The sequence below is a fragment of the Stenotrophomonas sp. 99219_Sma genome (genome assembly GCF_056480785.1).
Genome location: NZ_CM151117.1, coordinates 3,884,752 through 3,911,025, shown reverse-complemented (window position 1 = coordinate 3,911,025; position 26,274 = coordinate 3,884,752). Strand labels below are relative to the sequence as shown.

General features: G+C 66.9%; 26 protein-coding genes. 9 read left to right on the top strand and 17 right to left on the bottom strand.

Features of this window, described 5'->3' with window-relative positions; all coding sequences use genetic code 11:
• Window positions 1-7 precede the first annotated feature (7 nt).
• Complete coding sequence (locus ACZK13_RS17820; RefSeq protein ID WP_032128961.1) at window positions 8-2,869, top strand: TonB-dependent receptor; 2,862 nt, start codon at window positions 8-10, stop codon at window positions 2,867-2,869.
• A gap of 70 nt (window positions 2,870-2,939) precedes the next feature.
• On the opposite strand, the gene ACZK13_RS17815 is transcribed toward ACZK13_RS17820, so the two are convergent.
• The 4 genes from ACZK13_RS17815 to ACZK13_RS17800 form a co-directional block, all read right to left on the bottom strand.
• Window positions 2,940-3,374 (bottom strand): hypothetical protein, encoded by a 435-nt coding sequence (locus tag ACZK13_RS17815; protein ID WP_125895800.1) that lies wholly within the window; start codon window positions 3,372-3,374, stop codon window positions 2,940-2,942.
• A 172-nt stretch (window positions 3,375-3,546) separates the two neighbouring features.
• Complete coding sequence (gene fhuE, locus ACZK13_RS17810; protein WP_253145331.1) at window positions 3,547-5,691, bottom strand: ferric-rhodotorulic acid/ferric-coprogen receptor FhuE; 2,145 nt, start codon at window positions 5,689-5,691, stop codon at window positions 3,547-3,549.
• Window positions 5,692-5,863: 172 nt separating this feature from the next.
• Window positions 5,864-6,415, bottom strand: a complete 552-nt coding sequence (locus ACZK13_RS17805; RefSeq protein ID WP_125895801.1) for a M23 family metallopeptidase — start codon at window positions 6,413-6,415, stop codon at window positions 5,864-5,866.
• 77 nt (window positions 6,416-6,492) lie between these two features.
• On the bottom strand, window positions 6,493-6,975 hold the full coding sequence (locus tag ACZK13_RS17800) for an Lrp/AsnC family transcriptional regulator (RefSeq protein WP_032128965.1): 483 nt from the start codon (window positions 6,973-6,975) through the stop codon (window positions 6,493-6,495).
• 72 nt (window positions 6,976-7,047) lie between these two features.
• On the opposite strand from ACZK13_RS17800, the gene ACZK13_RS17795 reads away from it, so the two are divergent.
• Window positions 7,048-7,923, top strand: coding sequence for an EamA family transporter (locus tag ACZK13_RS17795; protein ID WP_032128972.1), 876 nt, complete (start codon window positions 7,048-7,050; stop codon window positions 7,921-7,923).
• Window positions 7,924-7,981: 58 nt separating this feature from the next.
• On the opposite strand, the gene ACZK13_RS17790 is transcribed toward ACZK13_RS17795, so the two are convergent.
• The 4 genes from ACZK13_RS17790 to ACZK13_RS17775 form a co-directional block, all read right to left on the bottom strand.
• On the bottom strand, window positions 7,982-8,719 hold the full coding sequence (locus ACZK13_RS17790; RefSeq protein WP_005419292.1) for an endonuclease/exonuclease/phosphatase family protein: 738 nt from the start codon (window positions 8,717-8,719) through the stop codon (window positions 7,982-7,984).
• Between the two features lie 53 nt (window positions 8,720-8,772).
• The gene (locus ACZK13_RS17785) at window positions 8,773-9,603 is read right to left on the bottom strand and encodes a thiol:disulfide interchange protein DsbA/DsbL (protein WP_346487069.1); all 831 of its coding nucleotides are present in this window, start codon (window positions 9,601-9,603) and stop codon (window positions 8,773-8,775) included.
• A gap of 106 nt (window positions 9,604-9,709) precedes the next feature.
• Window positions 9,710-10,360 carry a thiol:disulfide interchange protein DsbA/DsbL gene (locus ACZK13_RS17780; protein ID WP_180838419.1) on the bottom strand — a complete coding sequence of 217 codons (651 nt, stop codon included), beginning with the start codon at window positions 10,358-10,360 and terminating at the stop codon, window positions 9,710-9,712.
• Between the two features lie 106 nt (window positions 10,361-10,466).
• A complete protein-coding gene (locus ACZK13_RS17775) occupies window positions 10,467-11,267 on the bottom strand; it encodes a c-type cytochrome (protein WP_478482011.1) in 801 nt (266 codons plus the stop codon).
• 156 nt (window positions 11,268-11,423) lie between these two features.
• On the opposite strand from ACZK13_RS17775, the gene yihA reads away from it, so the two are divergent.
• Both yihA and ACZK13_RS17765 read left to right on the top strand, forming a co-directional pair.
• A complete protein-coding gene (gene yihA, locus ACZK13_RS17770) occupies window positions 11,424-12,026 on the top strand; it encodes a ribosome biogenesis GTP-binding protein YihA/YsxC (RefSeq protein WP_478482010.1) in 603 nt (200 codons plus the stop codon).
• A 40-nt stretch (window positions 12,027-12,066) separates the two neighbouring features.
• A complete protein-coding gene (locus tag ACZK13_RS17765) occupies window positions 12,067-12,498 on the top strand; it encodes a hypothetical protein (protein ID WP_065724691.1) in 432 nt (143 codons plus the stop codon).
• A gap of 65 nt (window positions 12,499-12,563) precedes the next feature.
• On the opposite strand, the gene ACZK13_RS17760 is transcribed toward ACZK13_RS17765, so the two are convergent.
• The 3 genes from ACZK13_RS17760 to ACZK13_RS17750 all read right to left on the bottom strand — a co-directional run bounded on the left by ACZK13_RS17760 (window position 12,564) and on the right by ACZK13_RS17750 (window position 15,728).
• Window positions 12,564-13,538: an MBL fold metallo-hydrolase gene (locus ACZK13_RS17760; protein ID WP_253145327.1), complete on the bottom strand. Its 975-nt coding sequence runs from the start codon at window positions 13,536-13,538 to the stop codon at window positions 12,564-12,566.
• Window positions 13,539-14,202: 664 nt separating this feature from the next.
• Complete coding sequence (locus tag ACZK13_RS17755) at window positions 14,203-15,027, bottom strand: helix-turn-helix transcriptional regulator (RefSeq protein WP_253143896.1); 825 nt, start codon at window positions 15,025-15,027, stop codon at window positions 14,203-14,205.
• Complete coding sequence (locus ACZK13_RS17750; protein WP_049421856.1) at window positions 15,024-15,728, bottom strand: VIT1/CCC1 transporter family protein; 705 nt, start codon at window positions 15,726-15,728, stop codon at window positions 15,024-15,026. Before ACZK13_RS17750 ends, ACZK13_RS17755 begins: the two co-directional genes overlap by 4 nt.
• 152 nt (window positions 15,729-15,880) lie before the next feature.
• On the opposite strand from ACZK13_RS17750, the gene ACZK13_RS17745 reads away from it, so the two are divergent.
• On the top strand, window positions 15,881-17,245 hold the full coding sequence (locus ACZK13_RS17745) for a glutamate--cysteine ligase (protein WP_032129893.1): 1,365 nt from the start codon (window positions 15,881-15,883) through the stop codon (window positions 17,243-17,245).
• A gap of 45 nt (window positions 17,246-17,290) precedes the next feature.
• Here ACZK13_RS17745 and ACZK13_RS17740 read toward each other — a convergent pair whose 3' ends face one another.
• The 3 genes from ACZK13_RS17740 to ACZK13_RS17730 form a co-directional block, all read right to left on the bottom strand.
• Window positions 17,291-17,887 carry a GrpB family protein gene (locus ACZK13_RS17740; RefSeq protein WP_239669743.1) on the bottom strand — a complete coding sequence of 199 codons (597 nt, stop codon included), beginning with the start codon at window positions 17,885-17,887 and terminating at the stop codon, window positions 17,291-17,293.
• A gap of 31 nt (window positions 17,888-17,918) precedes the next feature.
• Window positions 17,919-19,175 (bottom strand): NnrS family protein, encoded by a 1,257-nt coding sequence (locus tag ACZK13_RS17735; protein WP_125895895.1) that lies wholly within the window; start codon window positions 19,173-19,175, stop codon window positions 17,919-17,921.
• Window positions 19,176-19,291: 116 nt separating this feature from the next.
• Window positions 19,292-20,350 (bottom strand): NAD(P)-dependent alcohol dehydrogenase, encoded by a 1,059-nt coding sequence (locus tag ACZK13_RS17730; RefSeq protein ID WP_005419275.1) that lies wholly within the window; start codon window positions 20,348-20,350, stop codon window positions 19,292-19,294.
• A gap of 107 nt (window positions 20,351-20,457) precedes the next feature.
• Between ACZK13_RS17730 and ACZK13_RS17725 the strand changes: the two genes are divergently transcribed.
• Complete coding sequence (locus tag ACZK13_RS17725; RefSeq protein WP_049400266.1) at window positions 20,458-21,342, top strand: LysR family transcriptional regulator; 885 nt, start codon at window positions 20,458-20,460, stop codon at window positions 21,340-21,342.
• 129 nt (window positions 21,343-21,471) lie between these two features.
• Window positions 21,472-22,134 (top strand): SMI1/KNR4 family protein, encoded by a 663-nt coding sequence (locus tag ACZK13_RS17720; RefSeq protein WP_253143898.1) that lies wholly within the window; start codon window positions 21,472-21,474, stop codon window positions 22,132-22,134.
• Window positions 22,135-22,185: 51 nt separating this feature from the next.
• Here ACZK13_RS17720 and ACZK13_RS17715 read toward each other — a convergent pair whose 3' ends face one another.
• Entirely contained in the window at window positions 22,186-22,848 is a 663-nt protein-coding gene (locus ACZK13_RS17715; protein WP_049421841.1) for a TetR/AcrR family transcriptional regulator, read from the bottom strand.
• A 75-nt stretch (window positions 22,849-22,923) separates the two neighbouring features.
• Here ACZK13_RS17715 and ACZK13_RS17710 point away from each other — a divergent pair, with 75 nt between their 5' ends.
• Window positions 22,924-23,619: a DAPG hydrolase family protein gene (locus ACZK13_RS17710; protein ID WP_253143900.1), complete on the top strand. Its 696-nt coding sequence runs from the start codon at window positions 22,924-22,926 to the stop codon at window positions 23,617-23,619.
• A gap of 12 nt (window positions 23,620-23,631) precedes the next feature.
• On the opposite strand, the gene ACZK13_RS17705 is transcribed toward ACZK13_RS17710, so the two are convergent.
• Both ACZK13_RS17705 and ACZK13_RS17700 read right to left on the bottom strand, forming a co-directional pair.
• Complete coding sequence (locus tag ACZK13_RS17705) at window positions 23,632-24,048, bottom strand: VOC family protein (RefSeq protein ID WP_253143902.1); 417 nt, start codon at window positions 24,046-24,048, stop codon at window positions 23,632-23,634.
• A gap of 59 nt (window positions 24,049-24,107) precedes the next feature.
• On the bottom strand, window positions 24,108-25,211 hold the full coding sequence (locus ACZK13_RS17700) for an alkene reductase (protein WP_253143904.1): 1,104 nt from the start codon (window positions 25,209-25,211) through the stop codon (window positions 24,108-24,110).
• Between the two features lie 129 nt (window positions 25,212-25,340).
• On the opposite strand from ACZK13_RS17700, the gene ACZK13_RS17695 reads away from it, so the two are divergent.
• Window positions 25,341-26,246: a LysR family transcriptional regulator gene (locus tag ACZK13_RS17695; RefSeq protein WP_049461842.1), complete on the top strand. Its 906-nt coding sequence runs from the start codon at window positions 25,341-25,343 to the stop codon at window positions 26,244-26,246.
• Window positions 26,247-26,274 lie beyond the last annotated feature (28 nt).

Here is a 26,274-nt window from a genome sequence, read left to right as displayed (position 1 = left end):
AGAGCGAATGAATCACCTGCACCACCGCCCTTTGGCGGTTGCCGTCGCGCTGTGCGTGATGACCCTGGCACCGTTGGGTGCCGCTGCACAATCCACCACCAACCTCGATGCGGTGGAAGTCACCGGTACCCGCATCAAGCGCGCTGAAGTCGAAGGCCAGGTGCCGATCCAGACGCTGACCCGCGGTGATATCGAACGCACCGGCCTGACCTCGATCGGCGAAGTGCTGCAGCAGCTCACCGGTTCCGGTTCCGCGCTCAATGCCAAGTTCAATTCGTCCGGCAACTTCGGCTTCCCGCCCGATGGCAGTGGTGTAGGTGCTGGCTCGGCGCAGGTGGACCTGCGCCATCTGGGCGCCAAGCGCGTGCTGGTGCTGGTTGACGGCATCCGCTGGGTCAATGAGTCGTCCGCCTCCGGTGTGGGCTCGGCCACCGACCTCAACACCATTCCGCTGGCCATCGTCGAGCGCATCGAAGTGCTCGAAGATGGCGCGTCGTCGCTGTATGGCTCCGATGCCATTGCCGGTGTGGTCAACATCATCACCCGCCGCGACTTCGATGGCGGCCAGGTGACCCTGAACTACGGCGAGTACAGCAAGGGCGATGGCACGCAGAAGGGCGTGGATCTGGCCTGGGGCAAGAGCGGCGACCGCTTCAGCCTGTTCCTCGGCGCCAGCTGGACCAAGCAGGATCCGGTGTTCGCCAAGGACCGCGAGCAGTCGCGCTTCCCGATTCCCGGCACCGGCCTGGCCTTCGGCAGCGGTGGCATTCCGCAGGGCCGTTTCATGTTCACCGACCCGAACACCGGTGCGGTGCAGAACATCGTGCCCAATACCGGCGTGAGCAACCCGCGCTACGACGGCAGTGCCGGCTGCGCGCGCACCGATGACTATCACTGCTTCACCAGTGCTGATCGCTTCAACTTCGCCGAATACAACATGGTGCTGACACCGTCGGAGCGTAAGGGCCTGTTCGGTCAGTTCCGCTTCGACATCACCGACAACGTGCAGTGGTACGTCAAGGCACTGGGCAACCGCCGTGAGTCGACCAACCAGGCCGGCCCGGAGCCGCTGTTCTTCGGTCCCGATGGCGCCACCGGCAATCCGCTGGCCGACAACATCACCGTGTCTGCGCTCAACCCGTACAACCCGTTCGGCTTCGACCTGGTCTCGGGTGACAACCTGAGCCTGATCGGTCGCCGTCCAGTAGAGGGCGGCGCGCGCGTGTTCAAGCAGGAAGTGGACACCACGTATTTCGCCACCGGCTTCGTCGGCAACTTCCAGGCGGCTGACCGCAGCTGGTACTGGGACGTCAACGGCATGTACAGCAAGAACAAGGCCGAACAGACCAACTACGGCAGCTACAACATCTACAACGTCAACATGGCGCTGGGCGATCCGTCCGTCTGTGCGGCGACGCCGGGCTGCGTGCCGCTGAACATCTTCGGCGGTGCCGGTTCGATCACTCCGGACATGCTGAAGTGGATCCAGCCGGTGGTGCGTGACCGCAGCCAGAACGAACTGAGCCTGTTCACCGCCAACCTGTCCAGCGACCTGTTCACGCTGCCGGCCGGCCCGGTGTCGTTCGCTACCGGCTTCGAGTATCGCAAGTACGAGGGTTCGTACCAGCCCGATCCGCTGACGGTGGCGGGCCACTACAACGGCGTGCCTTCGCAGCCGACATCCGGCTCGTATGACGTCAACGAGGCCTACCTGGAGTTGAGCGTGCCGATCTTCGCCGACTCTTCATTCGGCAAGAAGCTGGACCTCAGCCTGGCCGGCCGCTATTCGGACTACTCCACCTTCGGTGGCGAATTCACGCCCAAGTACGGCCTGCGTTGGCAGGTGACCGACGATTTCGTGCTGCGCACGACCTATGCCGAGGGCTTCCGTGCACCGTCGATCGGTGAGTTGTACGGTTCGGCCGCGCGTGCCGACCTGCAGTTGTTCGATCCATGCTCGGTGGGCCTGGGCGGTACGCCGCCGCGCGGCAGCGCCGCCAACTGTGCCGCGCTGGGCGTGCCGGCCGGCTTCCAGCAGGCCAACTCGCAGATCTCGGTGACCACCGGCGGCAACCGCGAGCTGGATCCGGAGCGCTCGCGCAGTTTCAGTGCCGGTTTCGTGTGGAGCCCGTGGTTTGGCAACAACACCTCGTGGTCCGAGCGCTTCGACGTGGAGGTGACCTTCTATCGCCATGCCATCGATGGCGCGATCCAGGCAATCAACGCGCAGACCCAGCTGGACCTGTGCGTGGAAACGCTGGATCCGATCTACTGCGATGGCATCACCCGCGCCAATACCGGTGCAGTGAGCAGCTTCAACAACCGCCTGACCAATCTCGGCTCGATCAAGACCGATGGCTGGGACGTGGATCTGTTCTGGACGTTGCCGCAGAGCTCGATCGGCCAGTTCAAGCTGGGCTGGAAGAACACGTTCGTCGGCCGCTACGAGGCCACCGGTGCGGCGGGCCAGAAGCAGCCGCAGAAGCCGGGCGTGGAAGTGGCCGACAGCTCGATTCCGGAATGGACCAGCAATGCCAGCATCGGTTGGACGCTGGACCGCTGGAGTGCCAACTGGACCGTTCGGCATATCTCCGAATTGACCGAGAACTGCGGTGACGCCTCTGTATTCCCGGTCTGCAGCAACCAGGCCGCAGGCACCAATACGCTGTCGGCCACCACCTTCCATGACATGCAGGTGGGCTACAAGATCGACTGGATGAAGGGGCTGCAGCTGACCGCTGGCCTGAACAACGTGTTCGACAAGGATCCGCCGATCTGCCTGTCGTGCTCGTTGAACGGTTACGACGCTTCGACCTATGACATCCCGCGTGGCCGCTACTGGTACCTGCGCGCGGACCTGCGTTTCTGATGAAGGGACGGCGCCGGGCTCAGCCCGGCGCCGTTGCAGCGTCGAGCCATGCTCGACTCCATGAAGGTGGTCAATCCGGAATGTCCTGTTCTGGGTCATCCTGTTCAAGGCTGGCACGGCGGAACGCGGTGCGTGCCCATCCCAGCCCGGCCACGATCATCATCGGCCCGACCGCGAAGGCGGGCAGTGAGGGAATGCGGAACTGTGGCAGTGTTTGGACCAGCAGGTTGTACAGGATCCAGGCCACCAGGATCAGGCCGATCCCCGCGCACAACAGTCCGAACAGCACCTGTGGAATGCCCATTGCCAATCCCAGCGCGCGCTCGGAGCGGGTGGGAGTGGGGATGGCGCGCAGTTCACGGCCCAGATCGAACCAGAACAGGATCGCTCCGGGCAGGCCGATCAGCAGAAGCAGGATGAAGTAGCCATTGCCTGTAGCGACCATCAGCGGCAGCGAAGAGAACAGGGCCACGAGCGAGAGACCGAGTTTCGTGCGGGTGCGCATGGCCGGTCGTCCTGGAGGGGAAAGGCGCGGAGGTATCCGTCTGCGCGACGCTACACCTGCAAGGGCAGCGCGGCAAAGGGGGCGCCGAGCGCCCCCGTTGTGGTGTCGAGCCGTGCTCGACGACCCCGTGTGATCGAGTCGAGCATGGCTCGACGCTACAAGGCCGGTTGGATCAGAACGCCCAGGTGAACGTCAGCGAGCCATTGCGGCCGTCGCCGTAGGCACCGTAGCCGGTGATCTGCGAGTAGTACTTCTTGTCCAGCAGGTTGTTGAGGTTGGCCTGCACGCTGAACTCCGGCGAGATGCGGTAGCGCACGAAGGCACTGACCAGCGCGTAGCCTTCCTGTTCGAAACGGCCCACTACCGGCGCAGCGTAGTAGATGCGGTTCTGCCAGTTGGCACCGCCGCCGACGGTCAGTTCCTGCAGCGATTGCGGGGTGTAGCTGGTGAACAGCTTCAGCGCGGTCTGCGGCAGGTTGGTGTTGATGTCGGCGCCGTTGATGTCCTTGGCCACGTAACGTGAAGCACCGAAGGTCGCGTTCCAGCCCGGTGCCAGTTCGCCATTCACTTCGAACTCGAAGCCACGGCTGACGGTGCCACGTGCAGCGATGTAGGCGGTCTCGTTCATTTGCCCGTCGACCTTGTCCATGGTTGCCTGGCCAACGTTGTCCTGCTCGATGCGGAACACTGCCACGGATGCATTCAGCCGGTTGTCGAACCACGCGCCCTTGACGCCGACTTCATAGCTCTTGCCATCGACCGGATCGAGGTAGCTGCCCTGTTTGTTGCGCAGCGTCTGCGGCTGGAAGATCTCGGTATAGCTGGCGTAGGCGGAGTAGGTATCGTTGATGTCGTAGACCAGGCCGGCATACGGCGTGGTCACTTTGTGCGAGCGGTCGTTGCCTTCGTCTTCGCTCTTCCAGTCGGTGTAGCGCGCACCGATGATCAGCTTCAGTGGATCAGCCAGCGACAGGCGTGCGGCGGCATAGCCGGCCTTCTGGGTGATGGTGCCCTGGCTGGCAAGCTTCAGCGGTCGCCAGTTCGGCTGCGGGAAATCACCGGTCCAGCCGAAGTAGCTGGCCAGCGGCAGGTACTGTGCATTCGGATCGTTGAAGTCAGGCTGGAAATCACCATAGTTGGCGAACTCACGCTTGTTGTAGCTCAGGCCGGCCATGAACTGGTGCTCGCGGCCGAACAGCTGGAACGGCCCATCGATGTAGCCATCGATGCCATCAACCTTGCGCTCGGTGTTGTAGAAGCCGGCCATCGGCGTGATGCCGGCGCCCGTGGTCTTGTTGAACGCGGTGTAGGCCGGATAGAACAGCTTGTCGTTGGCCTTGGTGCGGTCGTGGGTGGCGCCGATCTTGAACTTCCAGCCGTTGCTGAAGGCATGCTGCAGGGTGGCGAACGCACGCTTGCTGGTGGTGTCCCAGTAGGTCCAGTCCGGCGACGGATTGAACGAGGTCGGATAGTTGGTCGGGCTGCCATCGGCGTACCACATCGGGAAGCCGCCCCAGGTCGCGCCGTTGGCGCGCTTCTGCTGGTAGTCGTAGCCCACGCTGAGCTGCGTGTCCGGGGTCAGGTCGGCGTCGATGACGGCATAACCGAGCGTCTTGCGCTGGTTGTAGCGGTCCATCTGACCATCGGTGTCCAGGTAGCTGCCGATCACCCGGCCGCGCACCGTGCCACTGGCGTTCAGCGCGGTGCCCACGTCCACGGTGGTGCGTGTGCGGCCCCAACTGCCGACGTTCACCGAGATGCTGCCGGTCAGTTCTGCGCTGTCGGCGTGTTTGCGGATGAGGTTCACCGAGGCGGACGGATTGCCGGCACCGCTGAGCAGGCCGGTAGCGCCGCGTACCACTTCCACGCGGTCGTACAGCGCAAGATCGAGGCCGGAATCGCCGTAGCTCCAGTTCTGCACCATCTGCGTCGGCAGGCCATCGAACTGGTAGGCATCGATGTAGAAGCCACGCGCGTAGAACTCGGTGCGCTCGCTGTCGGACTGGGTGCTGGTCACGCCGGTGGTGTTGGCCAGCACGTCGATGATGTCGTCCAGCTTCTGATCTTCGATGCGCTGGTGGCTGATGATGCTGACCGACTGCGGGATCTCGCGCGGTGCCAGATCGAAGCGGGTACCGGCCGAGGTGCGGCGCACCGAATAGCCTTCGGCACGTTCGCCCTTGACCACCACCTTGTCCAGCGTGGTCGGATCGGCGGCGGTGTCGGCGAAGGCGGCCGGGGCCACGGCGCAGAGAACGGCAAGCACGGCAACGGACAGCCGCTGCGGCTGCAGGGTACGGAAGGCGGGACGGGTCATGGGGGTCCTGGACGAGCACGCGCGTTCGGCCGGCATCCAGGAGGCGAGGCGCTACGGGTAGGGGAAGGGCGGGCAGGCCGTCCTGGCACCACCGGAAACGAAAGAAATGGTAATACGAACAATTCCTATTTACAAATCATGAACGGATCGATCCGCGGGGGCGCAATGGTGGTCAGCGCAGCAGCGGCAACGGGTCGCGGGGGCCGTTCGTGGCGTAGATGCCCCAGTGCAGATGCGGCGGCGTGCCCTTGGCATTGCCGCTGTCGCCCACGTGGCCGAGCAGGTCACCGGCCTGCACCACCTGGCCGCGCGCCAGGCCCTCGGCCCAGCCTTCCAGATGCGCGTAGTAGTAGCGTTCCCGCCCGGGCCCGATCACCCAGACCTGGCGGCCACCGAGGCCGCGTTCGCTGACATCCGCGATGACGCCGGCAGTGACGCTGCGCACCGGCGTGCCGCGCTGGGCGAAGATATCGATGCCGGCGTGGGAGCGGTCGCGGCCGCGCGGCGCGCCGAAGGTATCGGCGATCTGGCGGGGGCGCACACCCTCCACCGGCACCGGGAGTTCGGTGGCCGGCGGCATGCGCGAGAGTCTCCACAGCATCCTCGGCGTGGCCGCCCATGGGCTGTTCCACAGCGCCATCGCGGCAACGACGGCAATGGCCAGCCACAGGCCGCGCAGCAGCCAGCGGCGCAGGCGACCGGCAGGAGAGGAAGGAGTGCTCATGGTCTCCGACTGTAGCGTCGAGCCATGCTCGACGGCTGTTGCTCTGCGGTAAAAACGCAGTCGAGCATGGCTCGACGCTACAGAACCGGTGCCAGCGGGACCTCGAAACTCCGCTTCAAGGTGCCCAGTGCCACCGAGGTACGGAAGCGCTCGATGTTGTCATCGCCGCCGAACAAGCGCTCGGTGATCGCCTCGTACTCTTCCATCGACGCCGCCGAAAGCAGCAGCAGGAAATCGCCGTCACCGGTGATCGAGTAGCACTGCTGCACGGCCGGGTCGTCCTGCACGCGGCGCTTGAACGGCGCCACCCGCTCGCGCTGCTCGCTGACCACGCGCACCTCGACGATGATGGTCAGCGGCCGCCCGACCTTGGCGGCGGCGACCACCGCTACATTGGCCGCGATCACGCCGCTGTCCTGCAGGCGCTTGATGCGGCGCTGCACGGCCGGGGTGGACAGGTGCACGGCCTCGGCGATTTCGCGCTGCGGCAGGGTGTTGTCCCGCTGCAGCAGGTCGAGGATGGCGCGGTCGAAACTGTCGAGCACGGGGGCGATGGCCATGGCGAGCAGAAGTTGCACGAACGGGCCGTCAATTGAGCCAAGTGCTCGGCGCCGGCGCAATAGACTTTGCGCATGCAGACTTCACGACTCGCGCCGATGTTGCCGGCGCTGGCGGTGCTCGGCTCGGTCACCTCGCTGGCCATCGGCACCTCCTACGCAAAACACCTGTTCCCGCTGATCGGTGCCCAGGGCACCAGCGCGCTGCGCGTGGGCTTTTCGGCGCTGTTGCTGCTGCTGTTCTGGCGGCCATGGCGCTGGAAGACCAGCCGCGTGGATGCGATCACCATCCTGCGCTACGGGCTCACCCTGGGCCTGATGAACCTGCTGTTCTACATGGCCCTGCGCACGATTCCCTTCGGCATCGCGGTGGCCATCGAGTTCACCGGGCCGCTGACGGTGGCGATGCTGTCATCACGACGACCGATCGACTTCCTGTGGGTGGGCTGCGCGGCGGTGGGGCTGCTGTTGCTGTTGCCGATCGGTGGCGGCCCGGCGCTGGATCCGGCCGGCGTGCTGTATGCCATGGGTGCGGCGGCGTGCTGGGGCCTGTACATCGTGTTCGGCAAGCGTGCCGGCCATCTGCACGCCGGGCATTCGGTGTCGCTGGGGCTGCTGGCGGCGTCGCTGGTGGTGGTGCCGGTGGGCGTGGTGCATGCCGGCGCCGCACTGCTCGATCCGAAGATCCTGGCCGCTGGCCTGCTGGTGGCGTTGGTGTCCAGCGCGATCCCGATGTCGCTGGAGATGATGGCGCTCAAGCGCCTGCCCAAGGAGACCTTCGGCATCCTGATCAGCATGGAGCCGGCAGTAGCCGCGCTGTGGGCGATGCTGCTGCTGCACGAGCACCTGCATGGATTGCAGTGGCTGGCGATCGGCTGCACGGTGCTGGCCTCGGTGGGCAGCACGATGACCGCGCGGCGGCTGAAGGTGCCGGTGGTGCAGGCGGGGTAGCGCCGGGCCATGCCCGGCGGAGAGCGTGCCAACCAAGGTTGGCACCCACCAGGAGCGGTCAGCGCAGGGCGTCCGCCGGAACGTCGATCTGCATCGCCAGGGCGAGGTGATCGGAGAACGCGGCCGGTACGGCTTCCACGGTGCGGGTCTGCAGGCCGCTGCTGACCAGGATGTGGTCGATGGCGCGATCGGGGCGCCAGCTGGGGAAGGTCGGCACGATGCAGCCCGGTGGTTGCAGGCGGGTCTTCTGGTACAGCACCTGCATTTCCGGGCGTTCGGCCAGGCAGTTGAAGTCGCCCATCAGCACCGCATTGGGATGGTCGGACAGCAGCTCGGCGATGAAGCCCAGCTGCGACATCCGCGAACCCGCGCCCAGCGACAGATGGGCTACCGCTACCGCCAGGCCATCGGCGCCGTCGCCGAACTTGGCCAGCAGCACGCCGCGCCCGCCGATGCGGCCGGGCAGGGCGTGATCCTGCACTTCCACCGGTTCCAGCTTGCTCAGCAGGCCGTTGGCGCTGGAGGCGACCCCGCCCATGCGCCGGTTCGGCTGGTGGCTCCAGTAGTTGAAGCCGGCACGCTGGGCCAGGTAGTGGGTCTGGTTGGTGAAGCCCGAGCGCAGGCTGCCCGGGTCGGCCTCCTGCAGGCCGACGATGTCATGTTCGCGCGCCAGGGTGGCGATCGCGTCCAGGCTGCTGCGCTTGCGGCCCGCCGGCAGCGCATGTGACCAGCTGCGGGTCACATAGTCGCTGTAGCGGCGGGTACTTGAGCCGGCCTGGATGTTGGCCGTCAGCAAGCGCAGGGTCCGTGTACGGGGGGAATTCACGGCCGGGAAACGCTTCTCTTGGATCAGTGAGCCTGGGCCGCACCGCGTTCGCGGGCGATCAGGTGGTCGGCAATGCGCAGCATGTCCGGGAAGCTCTTGCCCTTCACCAGGTACTTGCCATTGACGATGATCGACGGGGTGCCGCTGATCTGGCTGCGCTGGGCGAACTGCTTGGCCGAGTTGGTCTTGGCATTCACCGCGAAGCTGCCCATGGTGGCGGCGAACTGCTTCGGATCCACGCCGTAGGCACCGTAGAACTTGGCGATGTCGTCAACCGAATCGGTGCCGCGCTCGCCCTTCAGGGTCTTCTGCGAATGGATGGCAGCGTACAGGGCTTCGTGGGTCTTCTCCTGCACGCCCAGGGTCTGCGCGGCGTAGAAGGCACGGGCGTAGTTGTCCCAGGTACCGCCGAACATGGCCGGCACGTAGACGAAGTTCACGTCGCTCGGCAGGCCGGCCTTCCACGGGCCGACCAGCGGCTGGAACGCGGCGCAGGCCGGGCAGACATAGCCGAAGATCTCGGTCACTTCGATCTTGCCGGCGGCCGGCTGGAACGGCTGGCCGTTCGGGATCACCTGGTAGTCGGCGCCTTCCACCGGGGCCGGGCCGGTCAGTGCGGTGGTGGTCGGGGCCGGTGCAGCGGCCGGGGCGGCTTCAGCCGCGGCCTTCTCGCCTTCGGCAGCGGCCGGGGCGGCGCCTTCGCTGCCAGCGGCCGGAGCGGCCGGTTCGGTGGTCGCCGGAGCTGCAGCCGGTTCGGCCGGGGCCGCGGTGGTGTTGGTGCTGCCGTCGTCGGCCTTGCAGGCCGCCAGGATCGGCAGCAGCGCTGCGAGGGCGAGGGCGTAACGGATCTTCATGGAAACGTCTCCAGCATCTGGAAAGGTGGGGCCGGCGTCATGCGCCGGCCAGGGGGAAATGATGACACGCGGCGGCGACAGCGCCGTGTCGGTGGTGGGTGTTGGTTCAGCGGCCGCGGGCTGCGCGGGCCTGGGCGATCAGCGCCGAGGCGATGCGCAGCTGGTCGTCGAAGCTGTCGCCACGGACCAGGTACTGGCCGTTGATGATCAGCGCCGGGGTCCCGGGGATCTTGGTGCGCTGGGCGAACGCGCGGGCGGCATCGACCTTCTTCTGTACGGCATCGCCGCGCAGGGCCTGCAGGTAACGGTCCGGGGTCACGCCATAGGCCTTGTAGAAGTTGGCGAGCTCATCGGCCGAGACGTTCTGCATCGGCAGCGAGCCGTCCTGGTGCAGGGCCTTGAACACGGCGGCATGGCTGCGCTTGGCCACGCCGACTTCGTCGGCGGCGTAGTAGGCCAGTGCCCAGGCATCCCAGGCGCCGCCGAAGGCTGCCGGTACCGGAGTGAAGCGCACATCGGCCGGCAGCTTGGCTGCCCAGGCTTCCAGCTGCGGTTCGAAACGGGCGCAGTGCGGGCAGGTGTAGCCGAAGACCTCGACCACCTCGATCTTGCCGGCCAGCGGCTGGAACGGGCCCGGCTGGGCGATGCGCTCGTAGTCCTTGCCTTCGACCAGCGGGGCATTGGCGGGGGTGGCGGCGCAGGCTACCAGCGGCAGCAGCACCAGCAAAGACAACAGCAGGCGGGAAATCAACCTCATCGACACGCATCTCCGTTGAAAAAAGCAACGCCGGCGCGGTCGCCGGCGTGAAGGAAACATACCGCAGCCGCGGGCCGGCGTGGCGACCCGGGCCGACCAGTGGTGGTCAGGGGGCGGCAGCCGGTTGTGCCGGCGCGGTGGCAACGGCCACGTCGTCGGCCTTGTTGTGCAGGCCCTGCAGGTAGCTCGACAGCGCCTGCACCTCCTGCTCGCTCAGCTTCTGCGCAACCGCAGCCATGATCTGGAAGTGCGCCTTGTCGGTCTCGTTGGTCTGGCCGGCCTGGTATTCCTGCAGGCGGCGCGCGACATAGCTGGCGTGCTGGCCACCGATGTGCGGATAGGCCGGCCCCGGATTACCGGCGCCGCTGGGGCCGTGGCAGGCCATGCAGGCCGGCAGGCCGCGTTTGGCGTCACCGCCACGGTACAGCAGCTGGCCGATCTCGTAGAACTTCATGCCCTTGTAGGGGCCGTCGGTGACCGCCGTGTCATCGGCGATGCCGGCAGTGGCCTTCTGCGTGGCGAAGAACGCGCCGATGTCGCGCATGTCCTGCGGGGTGAGGTTCTGCACGAACGGCACCATCGCCACCGCCGCGCCGGAGCTGCGCTGCCCGTTGGCGATCAGGGCCATCTGCTGGGCGACGTAGCGTTCGCTCTGGCCGGCGATGGACGGGTACATCTCCACCGTGGAATTGCCGTCGGCGCCATGGCAGGCCGCGCAGGCCGAGGCCTTGGTCTGGCCGGCCTTGGCATCGCCCCAGTGGGTCTTGCTGAAATCGACCTCCAGCGAGGCGGTGTTGATCGGCCCGTTGTCGGGCAGCGGGGTCAACGTGGTCTGCGCGAACGCAGCAGCGGCAACAACTATGGCAGTGGCAAGGGCGGATACGGCAAGAACGCGAGCGTGGCGCATGCTGAAGCTCCGTATGGACCGGGCCGGGCGGTGGCCGCCGGCATCGCCCGGATTATCAACGCCGTTTCCGCGCACGGTCAACGCAGCAGTGCAGCATTTTCCCGGCGGAGGGCCCGGGGCCGGGCGCGCGGTGCCACAACATGCGATCCTATGCACATGTCATTGCTCATCGAACGCGCTCAATACCACCTCTCTGCCCACAACATTGGGCAGCTGCCGCCCGATGAGGGGGCCGAAGTGGCCTTTGCGGGCCGCTCCAACGCCGGCAAGTCCAGTGCTCTCAACGCATTGACCCGCCAGAACAGCCTGGCCCGGGTCTCCAAGACCCCCGGCCGCACCCAGCAGCTGGTGTTCTTCCAGGTGACCCCGGAAGCCCATCTGGTCGATCTGCCCGGTTACGGCTACGCCAAGGTGCCGCTGGACCTGCAGGCGCACTGGCAGGCCTTCATCGACCGCTACTTCCGCACCCGCAATGCGCTGAGGGGCCTGGTGGTGGTGATGGATATCCGCCACCCGCTGAAGGACTACGACCGGCAGATGCTGGCCTATGCCGTGCAGCGTGGCCTGCCGGCGCATGCGTTGCTGACCAAGGCCGACAAGCTGAGCCGCAGCCAGCAGATGCAGACCCTGCAGAAGGTGCGCAAGGAACTGCACTCCTCCTTCGGTGATACGGTCAGCGTGCAGGTGTTCTCCGGCGCCGCCCGCACCGGTGTGGACGAAGCCCGCGGCATCATCGGCGGCTGGCTGGGGCTGGAATAAGGCGGCCAGCGGTCGCCTGCCTTTTCATCGGGGTGTACGGATGGAAGGATTTGCAGCAACGTTCTGGCAATGGCACGGGGCGGGTGACGGTGCCCGCGTCGAAGCGGCCTGCACCTTGCTCTCTGCCCTCGATTTCCTCCAGCAGGACGCATTGGGCCAAGCGGCAAAGCTGCCGCAGTGTCTTGCCTGTGAGGTCCAGTCGTCGGTCCTGATGCCTCTGGTGGCCGTCATGGACGGTCTGGCCGATCAGGTGCCGCCATTGGGCCAGCAGGCGCTGCTGAGGCTTCGCGCATCCTGCGCTGAGCTTGATGCGACCTCGCTCAGCTGTTCTGATGACGGGATCTTCGAACACGCGCAGTGGCAGGCGATCCGGATGGACGCGCGGCAAGCGGGTTTGTACTTGGCGCTGCAGGAACTGTTGCCGTACCTGGACGAACTACGGGACGCGCAGCGCTCGGCACCCGGCCGGTAGGGCCGGGCATGGCCCGGCGCGACCGGTCTGCTTCCGGGTAGTACCGGCCGCTGGTCGGCGATACCTCATTTCAACGGCGAATACTCCGCCGGCACCCACGCATAGGCCTTGCCCTCGCCACGTACATGGCCCAGACCGGGGAACGGCAGGTGCGCACCGGCCACCCACCAACCGTTGGCGGTGGCCTGCTGCAGCAGGCCGCGACGGCTGGCGATGGCCGCCTTGCGGTCCGAATCGGCCTCGAAGGCCGCCTCCGGGTGCGCGAACTGCACTGCGTGGAAGTGCAGCACATCACCCCACACCAGTAGCGACTGGCCCTGGCTGTCGAACCGGTAGGAGACATGGCCGGGCGTATGGCCATGGGTGTCCATCGCCACCGCGCCACCGGGCAGGGCATCGCCGGGACTGAAGGTGCGCAGGTGGCCGCTGGCCTGATAGGGCGCTACCGCGTTGCGCGCCAGCGGGAAGGCAAAGCGCACGCCCTTCGGCGCGGTGGCCTCGCTGGCCGGGTTGAGCCAGTAGTCGGCATCGGCCTTGGACAGCCACACCGTGGCGTTCGGGTAGGCCGGCTTGCCCTGCGCGTCGAGCACGCCGCACAGATGGTCCGGATGGGCGTGGGTCAGCAGCACCTCATCCACCTCGGCCGGGTCCACGCCGGAGGCGCGCAGGTTGCCCAGCACCTGGCCCAGGCCGGGGCCGAAGCACTGCGCGGTACCGGTATCGACCAGGGTCAGGTGATTGCCCTGGCGCACCAGGAAGGCGTTGATCGCGGTCTGCAGGCCCTTCTTGTCTTCGGGAACATAACGGCCTTCCAGCAGGCGGCTGACCAGCGTCGGCGGCACGTCCACGACTTCCTGCCGGCCCAGCGCGACCACGCCATCGAACAGGGCGGTGACCTGCAGCGCACCGACGCGCTGGTGGTAGACGCCTGGGACCTGCTGGGTGGGGGCAGGCGACGTGGTTTCGGCCAGCGCGGCCAGTGGCAGGGATGACAGGGCCAACAGCAGGGCGCGGTGCAGCGGCAGGGGACGCAGGGTCATGGTGGTTCTCGGTGGACGACGGGCGGTTCCGTTGCCGTATAGCGTGCCGTGGTCGACGTGTGTGCGGCGCTCAAACCACTACGCGGAATGCTCAGGGAGGGGTGTTGTCTGCAGGGCTGCGCCCTGCACCCGCAGAGGCAACGGCAACGGCAACGGCCGAAGCAACAGCAACAGCCGAGGCAACAGCAACAGCGGGCTATCCGTGGGATGGCGGGGTGGGTCCGGTTGCGGGGGCCGCTGCAAGTACGTCCATGTAAGCTCGGTCGCCGCATCCATGCGGCTCACGCCCCCGCAACCGGACCCACCCCGCCTTCGACAGTTTTCTGCGATCTGTTGGAACGGCAAACTGCTCTGGTGGGTGTCGACCTTGGTCGACACAGTAGATCCACGCCATGCGTGGATGACTCATTCGATATCTGACAGAGGTGTCGACCAAGGTCGACACCTACCAACAGCCGCGGAGATCTGTCAGAGGTGGGGCGGTGTCGGAGTGCGGGGTGTCAGCCGCATGGATGCGGCTGCCAAGCTTACAGGGACGTACTTGCAGCGTCCCCGCACTCCGACACCGCCCCGCCATCCCTCGGATAGCCGCTGTTGCTGTTGCTGTTGCTTCGGCCGTTGCCGTTGCCTCTGCGGGTGCAGGGCGCAGCCCTGCCGAACCCCTTCAAATGTCTGTGGGAGCCAGTCCGTACTGCTCGGCGAAGCGCTTGCTGAAGCTCGCCGCAGACCGGTAGCCCGCGCGTGCAGCGACGGTCTTCAATGGCAGGTCCGTGGTGTAGAGCAGCTGCATGCCATGCGCCAGCCGGGCCTCGGTGAGCAGCTGGCGCAGGCTGGTGTCCTCGGCCGCCAGCCGACGGCGCAGGGTCGCACCGCTCAGCGCGAACTGTTCTTCCACATCACGCGATTGCCAGTCGCGTGCCGGTTCGGCGGCGATGCGGTCGCGGATCTGTTCGCCCAGGCTCGGCGCCTGCGGCAGCAGCAGGTTGCCGTGGCCCTGCCGGCACAGGGTCAATACCAGCGAGGCCAGGGCCAATCGTGCCTCGCTGTAACGGCCGTCCTGCAGCGATTGCCGCCACTGGCGCAGCACCGGGCCATGGTCGATCAAAGGCAGATGTGCCATCGCCTGGCCCGGCGCGGGAAGGTCCTCGCTCCACAGTATGCGTGCGGCCGCCAGCACTTCGGCACACAGCGGCACGATGGCACTGAGGTAGCGGCCGGTCCCCGGGTCGGGCGTGTTGACCACATCGATCCGGCAGCGCTGGGTCAGCAGCAGGATGTCGCCGGGGATGAATTCCAGCGACTGGTGCGCGGTGCGCACCTGCTTGCGGCCCTCCAGCAGGATCGCGAACTGCGGTTGCGGAATCTCCACCGAGCTGGCGCCATGCTCGCGACGGGCGGTGATGCAGGCATAGCCTTCGGCGCGCTCACAGCCCGCCAGACTGGCCATCTCGGCCAGCAGTGCGGTGGCCGGGGGCAGCATGGCGGTCATGTCACGTGTGCGCCGAGCAGGCGACCGACGCCGGCGGCCGCGGCCATCGCCAACGCGCCCCAGAACATCACCCGGATCGCGCCGCGTACCGGCGGTGCGCCACCGGCCTGGGCCGCCATCGCGCCGGTCAGGCACAGGCCGAGCAGGGTGCTGGCGGTGGTCATCATCGCGACCTTGTCGACCGGCGCGAGCAGCGCGGTCAGCACCGGCAGTGCCGCACCACAGGTGAAGGCGCCGGCCGAGGCCAGCGCTGCCTGCAGCGGGCGCGCGCGCAGGGTATCGGTGATGCCCAGCTCGTCGCGGGCGTGGGCGCCCAGTGCGTCGTGGGCGGTGAGCTGCTCGGCCACCTGCCGCGCCAGCGCCGGCTCCAGGCCGCGGTGGCGGTAGATCGCGGTCAGCTCTTCCAGCTCGCTGTGCGGATCTTCGTGCAGTTCGCGCTTTTCCATCGCCAGGTCGGCGTCTTCGGTGTCGGCCTGGGTCTGCACGGAGACATACTCTCCAGCAGCCATCGACATCGCGCCGGCCACGGTGCCAGCCACGCCGGTGGCCAGAATGGTCGCCGCGGAGGCGCCGCTGGCGGCCACGCCGACCACCAGGCCGGCCACCGAGACGATGCCATCGTTGGCCCCCAGCACGGCGGCACGCAGCCAGCCGACGCGCTCGGAGCGGTGCAGTTCGGGGTGTCGTGAATGGCGGCTCATGGCCCCGAGTGTACGAGGGTCAAGAGGGCGTCGGTAGGATGCTGAAAACCGTCTCCGTCGCATGACGCAACGGGTCGCCACGCTATAGTGCGCCCTTGCGATGGAAGGCCCCGGGCCCCACATCCCCCGCCACTGTCCAGCGAGCCTTCCCCTTGTCGAGCCCCAGCCACGTCGCCGATACACCCATTACCGACCGCTCGCAGCTGGTGGAGGTGATCGCCTCCGGCGAGAAACCCCGCGCGCAGTGGCGCATCGGCACCGAGCACGAGAAGTTCGGGTTCCGCCTGGATGACCTGCGCCCGCCGACCTTCGAGGGCGAGCGCGGCATTGAGGCACTGCTCAACGGCCTGGTCCGCTTCGGCTGGGAGCCGGTGCAGGAGAACGGCAACACGATCGCCCTGCTGCGCGATGGTGCCTCGGTCACGCTGGAACCGGCGGGCCAGTTGGAACTGTCCGGCGCGGCGCTGGAGACCATCCACCAGACCTGCGTGGAGACCGGCACCCATCTCAACGAAGTGGCACAGGTGGCAGGTGAGCTGCAGCTCGGCTTCCTCGGCATGGGCTTCCAGCCGAAGTGGAAGCGCGATGAGATGCCGTGGATGCCGAAGGGCCGCTACAAGATCATGCGCGCCTACATGCCCAAGGTCGGCTCGCTGGGCCTGGACATGATGACCCGCACCTGCACGGTGCAGGTGAACCTGGATTACGCCACCGAAGCGGACATGGTGAAGAAGTTCCGCGTGTCGCTGGCGCTGCAGCCGATCGCCACCGCGCTATTCGCCGATTCGCCGTTCACCGAAGGCAAGCCGAACGGCTACCTGAGCTACCGCTCGCACATCTGGACCGACACCGACGCCGACCGCACCGGCATGCTCGACTTCGTGTTCGAGGATGGCTTCGGTTACGAGCGCTATGTCGATTACCTGCTCGACGTGCCGATGTATTTCTCCTACCGCGATGGCATCTACCACGACGCCAGCGGGCAGAGCTTCCGCGATTTCATGCAGGCCAAGCTGCCGGTGCTGCCGGGCGCGCTGCCGACGCTGCGCGACTGGTCGGACCACATGACCACCGCGTTCCCGGAAGTGCGCCTGAAGAAGTATCTGGAAATGCGCGGTGCCGACGGTGGCCCGTGGAGCCGCCTGTGTGCGCTGCCGGCATTCTGGGTGGGCCTGTTGTACGACGACACCGCACTGGATGCGGCCTGGGACCTGGTACGGGATTTCACCCTGGCCGAGCGCCATGCACTGCGCGACGGCGTGCCGAAGCATGCGATGAACCTGCCGTTCCGCACTGGCAGCGTGCGCGACCTGGCCCGTGAAGCGGTGAAGATTTCCGTCGAAGGCCTCAAGCGCCGCGCGGCGCGCAATGCCGACGGCCAGGACGAGAGCAAGTTCCTGGACGTGCTGCAGGAGATCGTCGAGTCCGGCCTGACCCCGGCCGAACGCAAGCTGGCGCTGTTCCATGGCCGCTGGCACGGCGACGTCGATCCGGTGTTCCGCGAGTTCGCGTACTGACACTGTTCCGGCGGGTGCCAACCGGGGCCGGCACCTGCCGTTGCGTCACCACCCGCGCGCTGCGAACAGGCGCGCGTAGATGCCGCGAACCACATCCTGCTTGCTGCGGTTGTAGGCCTGCACGTTGGCATTGCCCTGCAGTGCTGCCTGCTTGGCCTGTGCATAGCGCCTGCGGTCATCTTCATGGCTGCGCAGCCAATCGCGGAACAAGCAGTGGCGGAGGTGCTCGGCGCAACCAGGTGCGAACACGTGCAGGTTCACGCGCGGCACGTCCAGTCGCAGCATGCGGTGCTGGTACCACGAGGGTTCGCGGATGGTAAGCACGTAGCCCAGTGCCTGCAGCGCTGGCAGCCAGGCCGCTTCGTCGGCGGGATCGGCAACCAGCAGGTCGATGTCCAGTACCGGTTTGGCCGGCAGGCCCGGCACCGCGGTGGAGCCGACATGTTCAATGCCCAGCGCGGTGTTGCCGAGTGTCGCCTGCAGCTGCGTGCGCTGCTGCTCGAACTGGTCGGCCCACAGCGTGGACCAGGGCACCACCTGCAGCGCTTCCGGCTGCGGCGCGCCGAGAACCCAGGGATTCTCCTCAGGGTCGCCATCGGCGAAGGTGGTGATTGCGGTGGGATCGAACGGGATATCGGACATGCCCACCATGGTGCCATGCCCAGCGGTGATGTCAGCCCGGCTTGCCGTCGCGCCGTGGGCACAGGTAGATCCAGCCCAGCCGCGCCACCCACGGTGCCAAGGCCAGCAACCAGCCGATGGCTGCGGCGAAATGCCACGCATGGGCGTCGGGCATCAGTTCGGCAGCGATGCGCATGATCGCCACCGCCTGCAGCGCGACGAACGCAAACCAGGCCACTGCCGGCATCACCAGCGGTCGGCCGGAATGGCCCTGGGTGACCCGGGTCACCATCGCCACCAGCAGGCTGCCGAACAGGCCCACGGCGAGGGCATGCAGCGGCGCGCGGCCGAGCAGTTGCGGATGGCCCAGCATCTGGCCGATGTCCTGCAGCAGATACAACGCGAAGCTGATCGGCAGCCACGCCAGTGCCAGGAACAGGGCCGCGAGCAGGCCCGGCATCGGCCCGCGTGGCCACCAGTGCCATAGCGCCTGCAGCGACAACATCAGCAGCGGCGCATCGGCCAGCCACAGCAGGTGGTCGACCTGCAACGCGCTCAACAGCAGGCGCAGCATCAGCAGCGCCCACATCGCAGCCAACCAGCGCAGCGGGCGCCACGCCACATAGCCATCCACCACGTTGTTGGCGAAGAACGGGATCATCCGGTGCGCGACGGTGAGGTAGACCGGTAGCAGCAGGCCGAAGGTGCCGAGTGCCACCGTGACCGGCATCAGCATGGCGTGGCCGCGCCCCACCGCCATGAACAGCAGCAGCCCCAGCCAGCCCAGCAGCAGTGCGGCATAGCAGGCGCGCGCATGCCAGTTGCGGTTGGGACCGGCGGCCTTGAGCACGCGTCCCAGCACGATCAGTCCGGCGCTCCAGCCGGCCAGTGCCAGCAGCAGGCCGGGCCACAGCCCGGGTGTCCACCCGCAGGCGGCGGCAATCAGCAACGCCTGCCCACCAAACAGGCCGATGCCGACCGGCGCATAACGGCTGCGTGGCAGCTCCGGCTGTGCCAGCCAGCGCGGGAACACGGTGAGCAGGAAGCCGAAGATGAAACTGGGCAGTACCAGGTACTGCATCAGCAGCGCGTGCAGCCAGGCCGGAGGCAGCGGCGGTGGCTGCGGCGTCCACAACCCGCGCAATGCGCCCAGCCACAACGCCCACCACAGCATTGCCAGCAGCAGGTTGCTGGCGCCGATGAAGAACAGCAGCCGGTGCGGCGCGCGCATCAGCATCGCAGGGGAGGGCAGGCGGGCCATGCAGCGAGTCTGCGCCCGGCTGGTGGCCGGGTCCTTGATCTTCGTCATGCCCAAGGAGGGAGGCAACCGCTTCGCTCGCCGGGCATGGCCCGGCGGACGGGCCGTGCAACGCAAACAAGAAACCCCGGCAGTGCCGGGGTTCTTCGTTCACAGTCGCCGATCGATCAAGCGGCGTTCTTCATCGTCGCCATGTCGATCACGAAGCGGTAGCGCACATCGTTCTTCGCCATGCGCTCCCAGGCTTCGTTGACGTTCTTGATGTCGATCATCTCGACATCGCTGACGATGCCGTGCTCGGCGCAGAAATCCATCATTTCCTGGGTTTCGGCCATGCCGCCGATCGCCGAGCCGGTCAGGTGCTTGCGGCCGAAGATCACGCTGCCGCCGGTCAGCGGCGGATCCAGTTCGGTCAGCACGCCGACCAGGCACATGGTGGCCTCGCGCTTGAGCAGGCCCATGTACGGGTTGGTGTCATGGCCGACCGGGATGGTGTTGAGCAGGAAGTCGAAGCTGCCGGCATGCGCCTTCATCTGCGCGGCATCGCGCGAGACCAGCACTTCATCGGCACCCAGGCGCTTGGCGTCGGCACCCTTTTCCGGCGTGGTGGTGATCATCACCACGTGTGCGCCGAGGGCCTTGGCGAACTTCACGCCCATGTGGCCGAGGCCACCGAGGCCGATCACGCCGACCTTCTGGCCCGGGCCGACCTTCCAGTGGCGCAGCGGCGACCAGGTGGTGATGCCGGCACACAGCAGCGGCGCGGCTGCCTTGAGGTCGAGGGTGTCGGACACCTTCACCACGAAGCGCTGCTCGACCACCACGTGGTCGGAATAGCCGCCATACGTCGGCGCGCCGCTTTCGCGCTCACGGCCGTTGTAGGTCCAGGTCGCGCCTTCGGCGCAGTACTGCTCCAGGTCGTGCTCGCAGGCGTCGCAGTGGCGGCACGAGTCGACCATGCAGCCCACGCCGGCGTGGTCGCCGACCTTGAAGCGGGTGACGTTGCTGCCGACCTCGGTGACGCGGCCGATGATCTCGTGGCCGGGCACCATCGGGTAGATCGAGCCACCCCAGTCGTCGCGGGCCTGGTGCAGGTCGGAATGGCAGATGCCGCTGTAGAGGATCTCGATGCGCACATCGTCCGGGCCGACCGCGCGGCGTTCGAATTCGTACGGGATCAGCGGGTCGGTATGTGAATGGGCGGCGTAACCACGGGCGAGGGACATGGGGAATCCTTGGCAGGGTTTGTCGAAAGGCGCTTTACAATACGCCCCGTACCCAGCGGCCAGAAGCCCGGATATCGGCATGATTCATCAAGTGAAACTGCACAATCGTGGCCACTGACAATCTCTCCCACCTGGCCGCGTTCGCTGCGGTCGCCCGCCATCGCAGCTTCCGCCGTGCCGGTGCGGAGCTGGCGCTGTCGACCTCGGCGGTGAGCTATGCGATCCGCGCGCTGGAAGAACGGTTGGGCGTGGGCCTGTTCCATCGCACCACCCGCAGCGTGGCCCTGACCGAGGCCGGGCAGCGGCTGCTGGAGCGCCTGCAGCCGGCCTTGGGGCAGGTGCATGACGCACTGGAAGAGATGAACCAGTTCCGCGCCGCACCGGCTGGCCTGCTGCGCATCAATGCTACCCGTGCGGCGGTGGCGACACAGCTGGGACCACGGCTGGCGCGCTTCCTGCACGCCCATCCCGACGTGCGGGTGGAGCTGACCGAGAACGATGGCCTGGTCGACATCGTGGCCGAGGGCTACGACGCCGGCGTGCGCCTGCATGAATTCGTGCCCGAGGACATGGTGGCAGTGCCGATGGGGCCACCGCTGCGCGGGCTGATTGTCGGCTCGCCGGACTACCTGCGGCGGCACCCGGCGCCACAGCATCCGCGCGATCTCGCTGCACACGAATGCATCCGCTTCCGCTTCGCCAGCGGGCATCTGTACAAATGGCAGTTCGAGCGCGGTGGGCAGGCGCTGGAGATCGACGTGCCGGGGCGGCTGACGCTGGGCGAGCAGGGCACCGTGGTCGGCGCGGTACTCGATGGCATCGGCCTGGCCTACGTGCTGGAAGACACCGCGCGGCCCTACATCGAATCGGGGCAGATGGTGGCGGTGCTGGAAGACTGGAGCGAGCCGTTCGCCGGCTTCGCGCTGTACTACCCGAAGCAGCGGCAGATGCCCGGTGCGCTGCGTGCGTTCGTGGATATGCTGCGCGAGTGAATCGCGGTGGATGGCGCAGTGCCGTCCAATGACCGGCTCCAACGAGAGCTTTCCGAGTGGATCCGCGCCATGCGGGGATGGCGTTCACCCGCTAGAGTGAGTCTTCTCAACAAAAGGACGTCATTGAGCATGCTCGCCGATCTCGAACAGGCTTCCGGCCAGACCTTCCCGCCGTTGTTCCGCCAGCTGGTGGAAGGCAACCGTTTCAGCTGGGGCGAGCAGGGCCCGAACTGGTACCGCACGGTGTTCCCGCAGGTGCAGCCGCAGCCGCCGGTACTGCTGTATGCCAACGACTATGAACCGATCGAGCCGAGCGAACTGCGCGCAGCGTGGGAAGATCTGACTACCGAAGATCATTACAACCCGCTGCGCGATGACCTGAAACTGCTGCCGTTCGCGCGCACCGGCGCGGGTGATCATTACTGTTTCTGGACCAATGCACCGGGTTCCAGCGATTCGCCGGTGCTGCTGGTCTGGCATGACGATGATCGCGCCGATCTGCTGGCCGCGAACTTCCAGGACTTCCTGTTCCGCAAGATGGCCGAAGCGGTGGTGGAGCTGGAGGAAGAGGAGTCGCTGCTTTCGGAGGGCGATATCGGAACCAATCTGCAGGCTTGGCTCGGTACCCATCGTGGCTGGCTGCGAGGGGACCAGGTAGCGGCGCTGGAGGCGTTGTATGCACGCGTGGATGACATCACTGCGGGTGAGATCAGTGACGAGGACGTGCAGCCGCTGTTGCAGCTGATCGCGTTCGACGGTATCGACAGCGAAATGCCCTACGTGCAGGCGTGACCTGATCCGAAGCGCTGCCGGTAGAACCTCGCCATGCGTGGATGCGGCCGGCTACGGCACCTGCAGTACGGGTGCCAACAATTCCAGGCAATCACGCAGATGCACCTCTACCGGCGCATCCTCGGCCACCACACCGATCACGCGTTCGCGCAGCGGCTCGGCCACGGCCATCGCCAGGATCAGCCGTGCCATGCACGCGGCATCTCCCTCGCGCAGCAGCCCGCGCTGCTGCTGACGCGCCAGCCAGTCGGCCAGCAGCGCACGGCCGCGTTCGATGCCATTGTCCAGATAGGCCTGCAGCAGCGCGTCCTTGCCGGGAAAGTCGGTGGCCAGCAGGCGGAATACCTGCACTGCCTGCGCCGACAGTGCCTGCGCGCACACCGCGTGCAGGATGGCCTGCAGCAACGGCATCACCTCGTCGGCGTCGTGCGCATCGCGCTGCAACTGCGGCGCGAAGCCGTCGGTCCACTCGCGCACGGCCAACCCGACCAGTTCCTCGCGGTTGCTGGCGTGGCGGTACACGGTCTTCTTCGCTACCCCGGCGTGCGCCGCCACCGCTTCGATGGTGGTGGCCTCGTAACCCTGTGCCAGCAGCAGCTCCAGCGTGGCCTGCAGCACGGCGTGGCGGACTTCGGCTTCCGGCCGCGCAGGGCGGCCGCGGCGGCGGATTGGTGAGGGTGGCTCGGGCAGGGTGGTGCTGTTCATTGCGCCCATCTTACCGCATTCGGATAATTGAGAAACGAAGAGCGTTTCCGTATTATCAGGTCTCCCGACATGCAGGAGACCCCGATGGATACCGCTGTGAACGCCCGCGCCTGGCTGGACCACCACGATCTGCTCGACCCGGCGCCGATGCGCTTGGAAACCGGCATCCAGCGCCGCGAAGATGGCACCCTGCTGGTGGCGGTGCGTACCGATCTGCACGGCTGCAAGGGCCGCATGCTGGACTGGTGGTTCACCTTCTTCGAGACCACCCAGCACATCCGCTGGTGGCATCCGGTCGATCATGTCGAGCATCGCGGCTGGGACGCGGCCTGGCAGCGCGGACGCAGCTACCACGGTGCCAGCATCCACGCGGTGGAATCGCTGGCCGATATTCCGCCGGTGGCGGCGCGTTTGAAGTTCCATGACCCGCGCACGTTGCTGGTGCCCGAGCGCCTGCAGGTGGCACAGGATGCAGGCGATGTATCGGCAGTGATCGCCGCGCGCATCGGCTTTGGCGACCACGTACGCCTGGATGCAAACGGTGATCCCTGCGACGGGCAGATGCTGCACGTGGCGCGCGATACGCCGTTTGGCTGTGTGCTGCGCAGCCGCTTCGTGCTCGGCCTGGACAGCACCGATCCGCACTGCGATGCCGGCGATGCGGTCGGCCTGGGCCTGCTCAAGCACTGCTACACGGAGTTCAGTTTCCTCTCGCGCCTGCTGCCGTCGCTGTACTACGGCGAGCGCGCCAACGGTGAAGTGGCGCCGTTGCCGTGGTGAACGATGCGCCGGTCACTCGGCCAGCGCGTCGTAGCCTTCGCCACTGAACTGGATCAGGCAGAAGCCGTGGCCGAACGGATCGGCCAGCACGGCGATGCGCCCCCAGCGACGCTCGCGCACGGACTGCTCAAGCGTCGCCCCGGCCGCAACCGCACGGACCAGTGCGGCTTCGATGTCATCCACCACCCAGTCCAGGTGCAGCGGCGTCCAATGGCGCTCGTAGTCGCGCACGTCGCCGTCTTCGGTGGCGGCGCTGCCGGCCTCGTTCTGCAGCAGGTACAGCGGCGTTGGCCCACCGAGCAGCTCCACGGCGCCCGGGCCTAGACGGCGCCCGATGCTCAGGCCGAAGGCTCGGATGTAGAAGTCCTCGGCAGCGGCAAGATCGGGGACATCGAGGTTGACGATGAACGATGCGGTGGGCGTATCCATGGGCAGATCCGGTGGATGCGGGTGGGCAGTGTACGCCCGCATCCACGCATCGCGTGGCTCTACTGCGCGCGCGGGTAGTCGAGGTAGCCTGCCTCGCCGCCACCGTAATAGGTATTGCGGTCGGGCGTGGCCAGCGCGATGTTGTGCTGCAGGCGTTCGACCAGATCCGGGTTGGCGATGAACGGCTGGCCGAATGCGGCCAGGTCGATGGTGCCGGCCTCGACCAGCTGCAGGGCGCGTTCGCGGGTCATGCCACCGGCCAGGATCAACGTGCCACCGTAGACCTGCTTGAACTGCTGCAGGAACGCCTCGCCCAGCACCGACTGCCCCGCCTGCAGGTTGTCGTTGAGATGCACATAGGCCAGCCCGCGCTTGCCCAGTTCCTCGGCCAGGTACAGATAGGTGGCCTCGTTGTCGGGGTAGTACGGCATGTCGAAGGTGAGGTTGTTCGGTGCCAGGCGCACGCCGATGCGGTGGGCGCCGATGCGCTGGGCCATCGCATCCACCGTCTCCAGGATCAATCGCGCGCGGTTCGGCAGCGAGCCGCCGTAGCGGTCGTCGCGCTGGTTGATGAGCGGGTTGAGGAACTGTTCGAACAGGTAGCCGTTGGCGGCATGCAGTTCGATGCCATCGAAGCCGGCGGCAATGGCGTTGTCCGCCCCGCGTACGAAGTCGTCGATGATGCCGGGGATCTCCGCGGTCTCCAATGCACGTGCCGGGGTGGGATCGGCATGGCCGCGGCTGCCGTCGTCCAGGTACACGAACGAGGTGTTCTTCGGTGCGCTGGCCACCGGGCGGGTACCGGCGCTGACCGGTTGTCCACCCCCGGGCTGCAGCGAGGCATGCGACATGCGGCCGACGTGCCAGAGCTGGGCGAACATCGTGCCCTGCGCGGCATGCACCGCCTCGGTGACGAGCTTCCACCCGGCCACCTGTTCGGCCGACCAGATGCCCGGCACATCGATGTAGCCCTGGCCCTGCGGCGAGACCGGCGTGCCTTCGCTGATGATCAGGCCGGCGCTGGCACGCTGCCGGTAGTACTGCGCGGTGAGCTCATTGGCGACCGAGCCGGGGTTGCGGGCACGGGTCATCGGGGCCATCGCGATGCGGTTGCGCAGGGCGATGCCTGTCAGGTCGAACGGACGGAACAGGGCGGCGGTCATGTTGGTCATCTCGGTGCGGGGAAGAGCGCCAGCGGCGCGATGCACACAGGATGGAGTTGACATGCGGGCGCATAAAGCGCTTCGATCTCCCTTGGTGGGGGACTATTTGTCCCCAATGGGGTGCGAACGATGCTGCCGCTGGAATCCTTGAATGGCCTGGTGACGTTCGTCACGACCGCACGCTCGGGCAGCTTCACCGAGGCGGCAGACGCGCTGGGCATCTCGCGCTCGGCGGTGGGCAAGGCCATCGCCCGTCTGGAAGCGCGGCTGGGGGTGCGCCTGTTCCATCGCACTACGCGGCGCATCGCACTGACCACTGATGGCGAGGCGTACTACGCCTCCTGTGCGGCGGCGCTGGAAGAAATCTCCGCGGCCGAGGCCTGTCTGGGTTCGGCGGGCCTGCCCAGCGGGCGGCTGCGCATCGACATGCCGTCCTCGTTCGGGCGGCTGGTGGTGCTGCCGGTGCTGCTGCGGTTGTGCCGCCAGTATCCGGACCTGCAGTTGACGATGACCTTCACCGATCACTTCGTCGATCCGGTCGAAGAGGGCATCGACCTGCTGATCCGTTTCGGTGGGCTGCACCAGGCCGAGCACCTGGTCGCGCGCCGATTGGGGCGCCAGCGCCTGGTCACCTGCGCATCGCCGGCGTACCTGCAGGCGCATGGCGTGCCGCGCACGGTGCAGGAACTGGCGCAGCACCGCAGCATCGTCGGCTTCCGCCACGGGCAACCGATCTGGTGGCGGATCGGCAGCGAGGAGGACGAGGGAACGTTCATTCCCAGTGCGCCCTATCAACTCAACGATGGCGACGCGGTGATCGAAGCGGCCATCGCCGGCCTCGGCATCTGCCAGATGCCCATTTCACTGGTGCGCCGCCATCTCGATTCCGGCGTGCTGCAATCGGTGCTGGACGAACACATGCAGCGGCACATCGACATCCATGCGCTGTGGCCACCGACGCGCCACCTGCGGCCGAAGGTGCGCTACGTGGTGGATGAGCTGACCCGGTTGGCGGAACAAGGTCTGTTTGATTGAGCGGGGCCCGTACACCGGGCCCCGCCTG

What these genes read in the sequence shown, in the direction of transcription:
- ACZK13_RS17820 (WP_032128961.1), top strand. Translation starts at nt 8, where the DNA reads ATGAATCACCTGCACCACCGCCCTTTGGCGGTTGCCGTCGCGCTGTGC.
- ACZK13_RS17815 (WP_125895800.1), bottom strand. Translation starts at nt 3,374, where the DNA reads ATGCGCACCCGCACGAAACTCGGTCTCTCGCTCGTGGCCCTGTTCTCT.
- fhuE (WP_253145331.1), bottom strand. Translation starts at nt 5,691, where the DNA reads ATGACCCGTCCCGCCTTCCGTACCCTGCAGCCGCAGCGGCTGTCCGTT.
- ACZK13_RS17805 (WP_125895801.1), bottom strand. Translation starts at nt 6,415, where the DNA reads ATGAGCACTCCTTCCTCTCCTGCCGGTCGCCTGCGCCGCTGGCTGCTG.
- ACZK13_RS17800 (WP_032128965.1), bottom strand. Translation starts at nt 6,975, where the DNA reads ATGGCCATCGCCCCCGTGCTCGACAGTTTCGACCGCGCCATCCTCGAC.
- ACZK13_RS17795 (WP_032128972.1), top strand. Translation starts at nt 7,048, where the DNA reads ATGCAGACTTCACGACTCGCGCCGATGTTGCCGGCGCTGGCGGTGCTC.
- ACZK13_RS17785 (WP_346487069.1), bottom strand. Translation starts at nt 9,603, where the DNA reads ATGAAGATCCGTTACGCCCTCGCCCTCGCAGCGCTGCTGCCGATCCTG.
- ACZK13_RS17780 (WP_180838419.1), bottom strand. Translation starts at nt 10,360, where the DNA reads ATGAGGTTGATTTCCCGCCTGCTGTTGTCTTTGCTGGTGCTGCTGCCG.
- ACZK13_RS17775 (WP_478482011.1), bottom strand. Translation starts at nt 11,267, where the DNA reads ATGCGCCACGCTCGCGTTCTTGCCGTATCCGCCCTTGCCACTGCCATA.
- yihA (WP_478482010.1), top strand. Translation starts at nt 11,424, where the DNA reads ATGTCATTGCTCATCGAACGCGCTCAATACCACCTCTCTGCCCACAAC.
- ACZK13_RS17765 (WP_065724691.1), top strand. Translation starts at nt 12,067, where the DNA reads ATGGAAGGATTTGCAGCAACGTTCTGGCAATGGCACGGGGCGGGTGAC.
- ACZK13_RS17760 (WP_253145327.1), bottom strand. Translation starts at nt 13,538, where the DNA reads ATGACCCTGCGTCCCCTGCCGCTGCACCGCGCCCTGCTGTTGGCCCTG.
- ACZK13_RS17755 (WP_253143896.1), bottom strand. Translation starts at nt 15,027, where the DNA reads ATGACCGCCATGCTGCCCCCGGCCACCGCACTGCTGGCCGAGATGGCC.
- ACZK13_RS17750 (WP_049421856.1), bottom strand. Translation starts at nt 15,728, where the DNA reads ATGAGCCGCCATTCACGACACCCCGAACTGCACCGCTCCGAGCGCGTC.
- ACZK13_RS17740 (WP_239669743.1), bottom strand. Translation starts at nt 17,887, where the DNA reads ATGTCCGATATCCCGTTCGATCCCACCGCAATCACCACCTTCGCCGAT.
- ACZK13_RS17735 (WP_125895895.1), bottom strand. Translation starts at nt 19,175, where the DNA reads ATGACGAAGATCAAGGACCCGGCCACCAGCCGGGCGCAGACTCGCTGC.
- ACZK13_RS17730 (WP_005419275.1), bottom strand. Translation starts at nt 20,350, where the DNA reads ATGTCCCTCGCCCGTGGTTACGCCGCCCATTCACATACCGACCCGCTG.
- ACZK13_RS17720 (WP_253143898.1), top strand. Translation starts at nt 21,472, where the DNA reads ATGCTCGCCGATCTCGAACAGGCTTCCGGCCAGACCTTCCCGCCGTTG.
- ACZK13_RS17715 (WP_049421841.1), bottom strand. Translation starts at nt 22,848, where the DNA reads ATGGGCGCAATGAACAGCACCACCCTGCCCGAGCCACCCTCACCAATC.
- ACZK13_RS17710 (WP_253143900.1), top strand. Translation starts at nt 22,924, where the DNA reads ATGGATACCGCTGTGAACGCCCGCGCCTGGCTGGACCACCACGATCTG.
- ACZK13_RS17705 (WP_253143902.1), bottom strand. Translation starts at nt 24,048, where the DNA reads ATGGATACGCCCACCGCATCGTTCATCGTCAACCTCGATGTCCCCGAT.
- ACZK13_RS17700 (WP_253143904.1), bottom strand. Translation starts at nt 25,211, where the DNA reads ATGACCGCCGCCCTGTTCCGTCCGTTCGACCTGACAGGCATCGCCCTG.
- ACZK13_RS17695 (WP_049461842.1), top strand. Translation starts at nt 25,341, where the DNA reads ATGCTGCCGCTGGAATCCTTGAATGGCCTGGTGACGTTCGTCACGACC.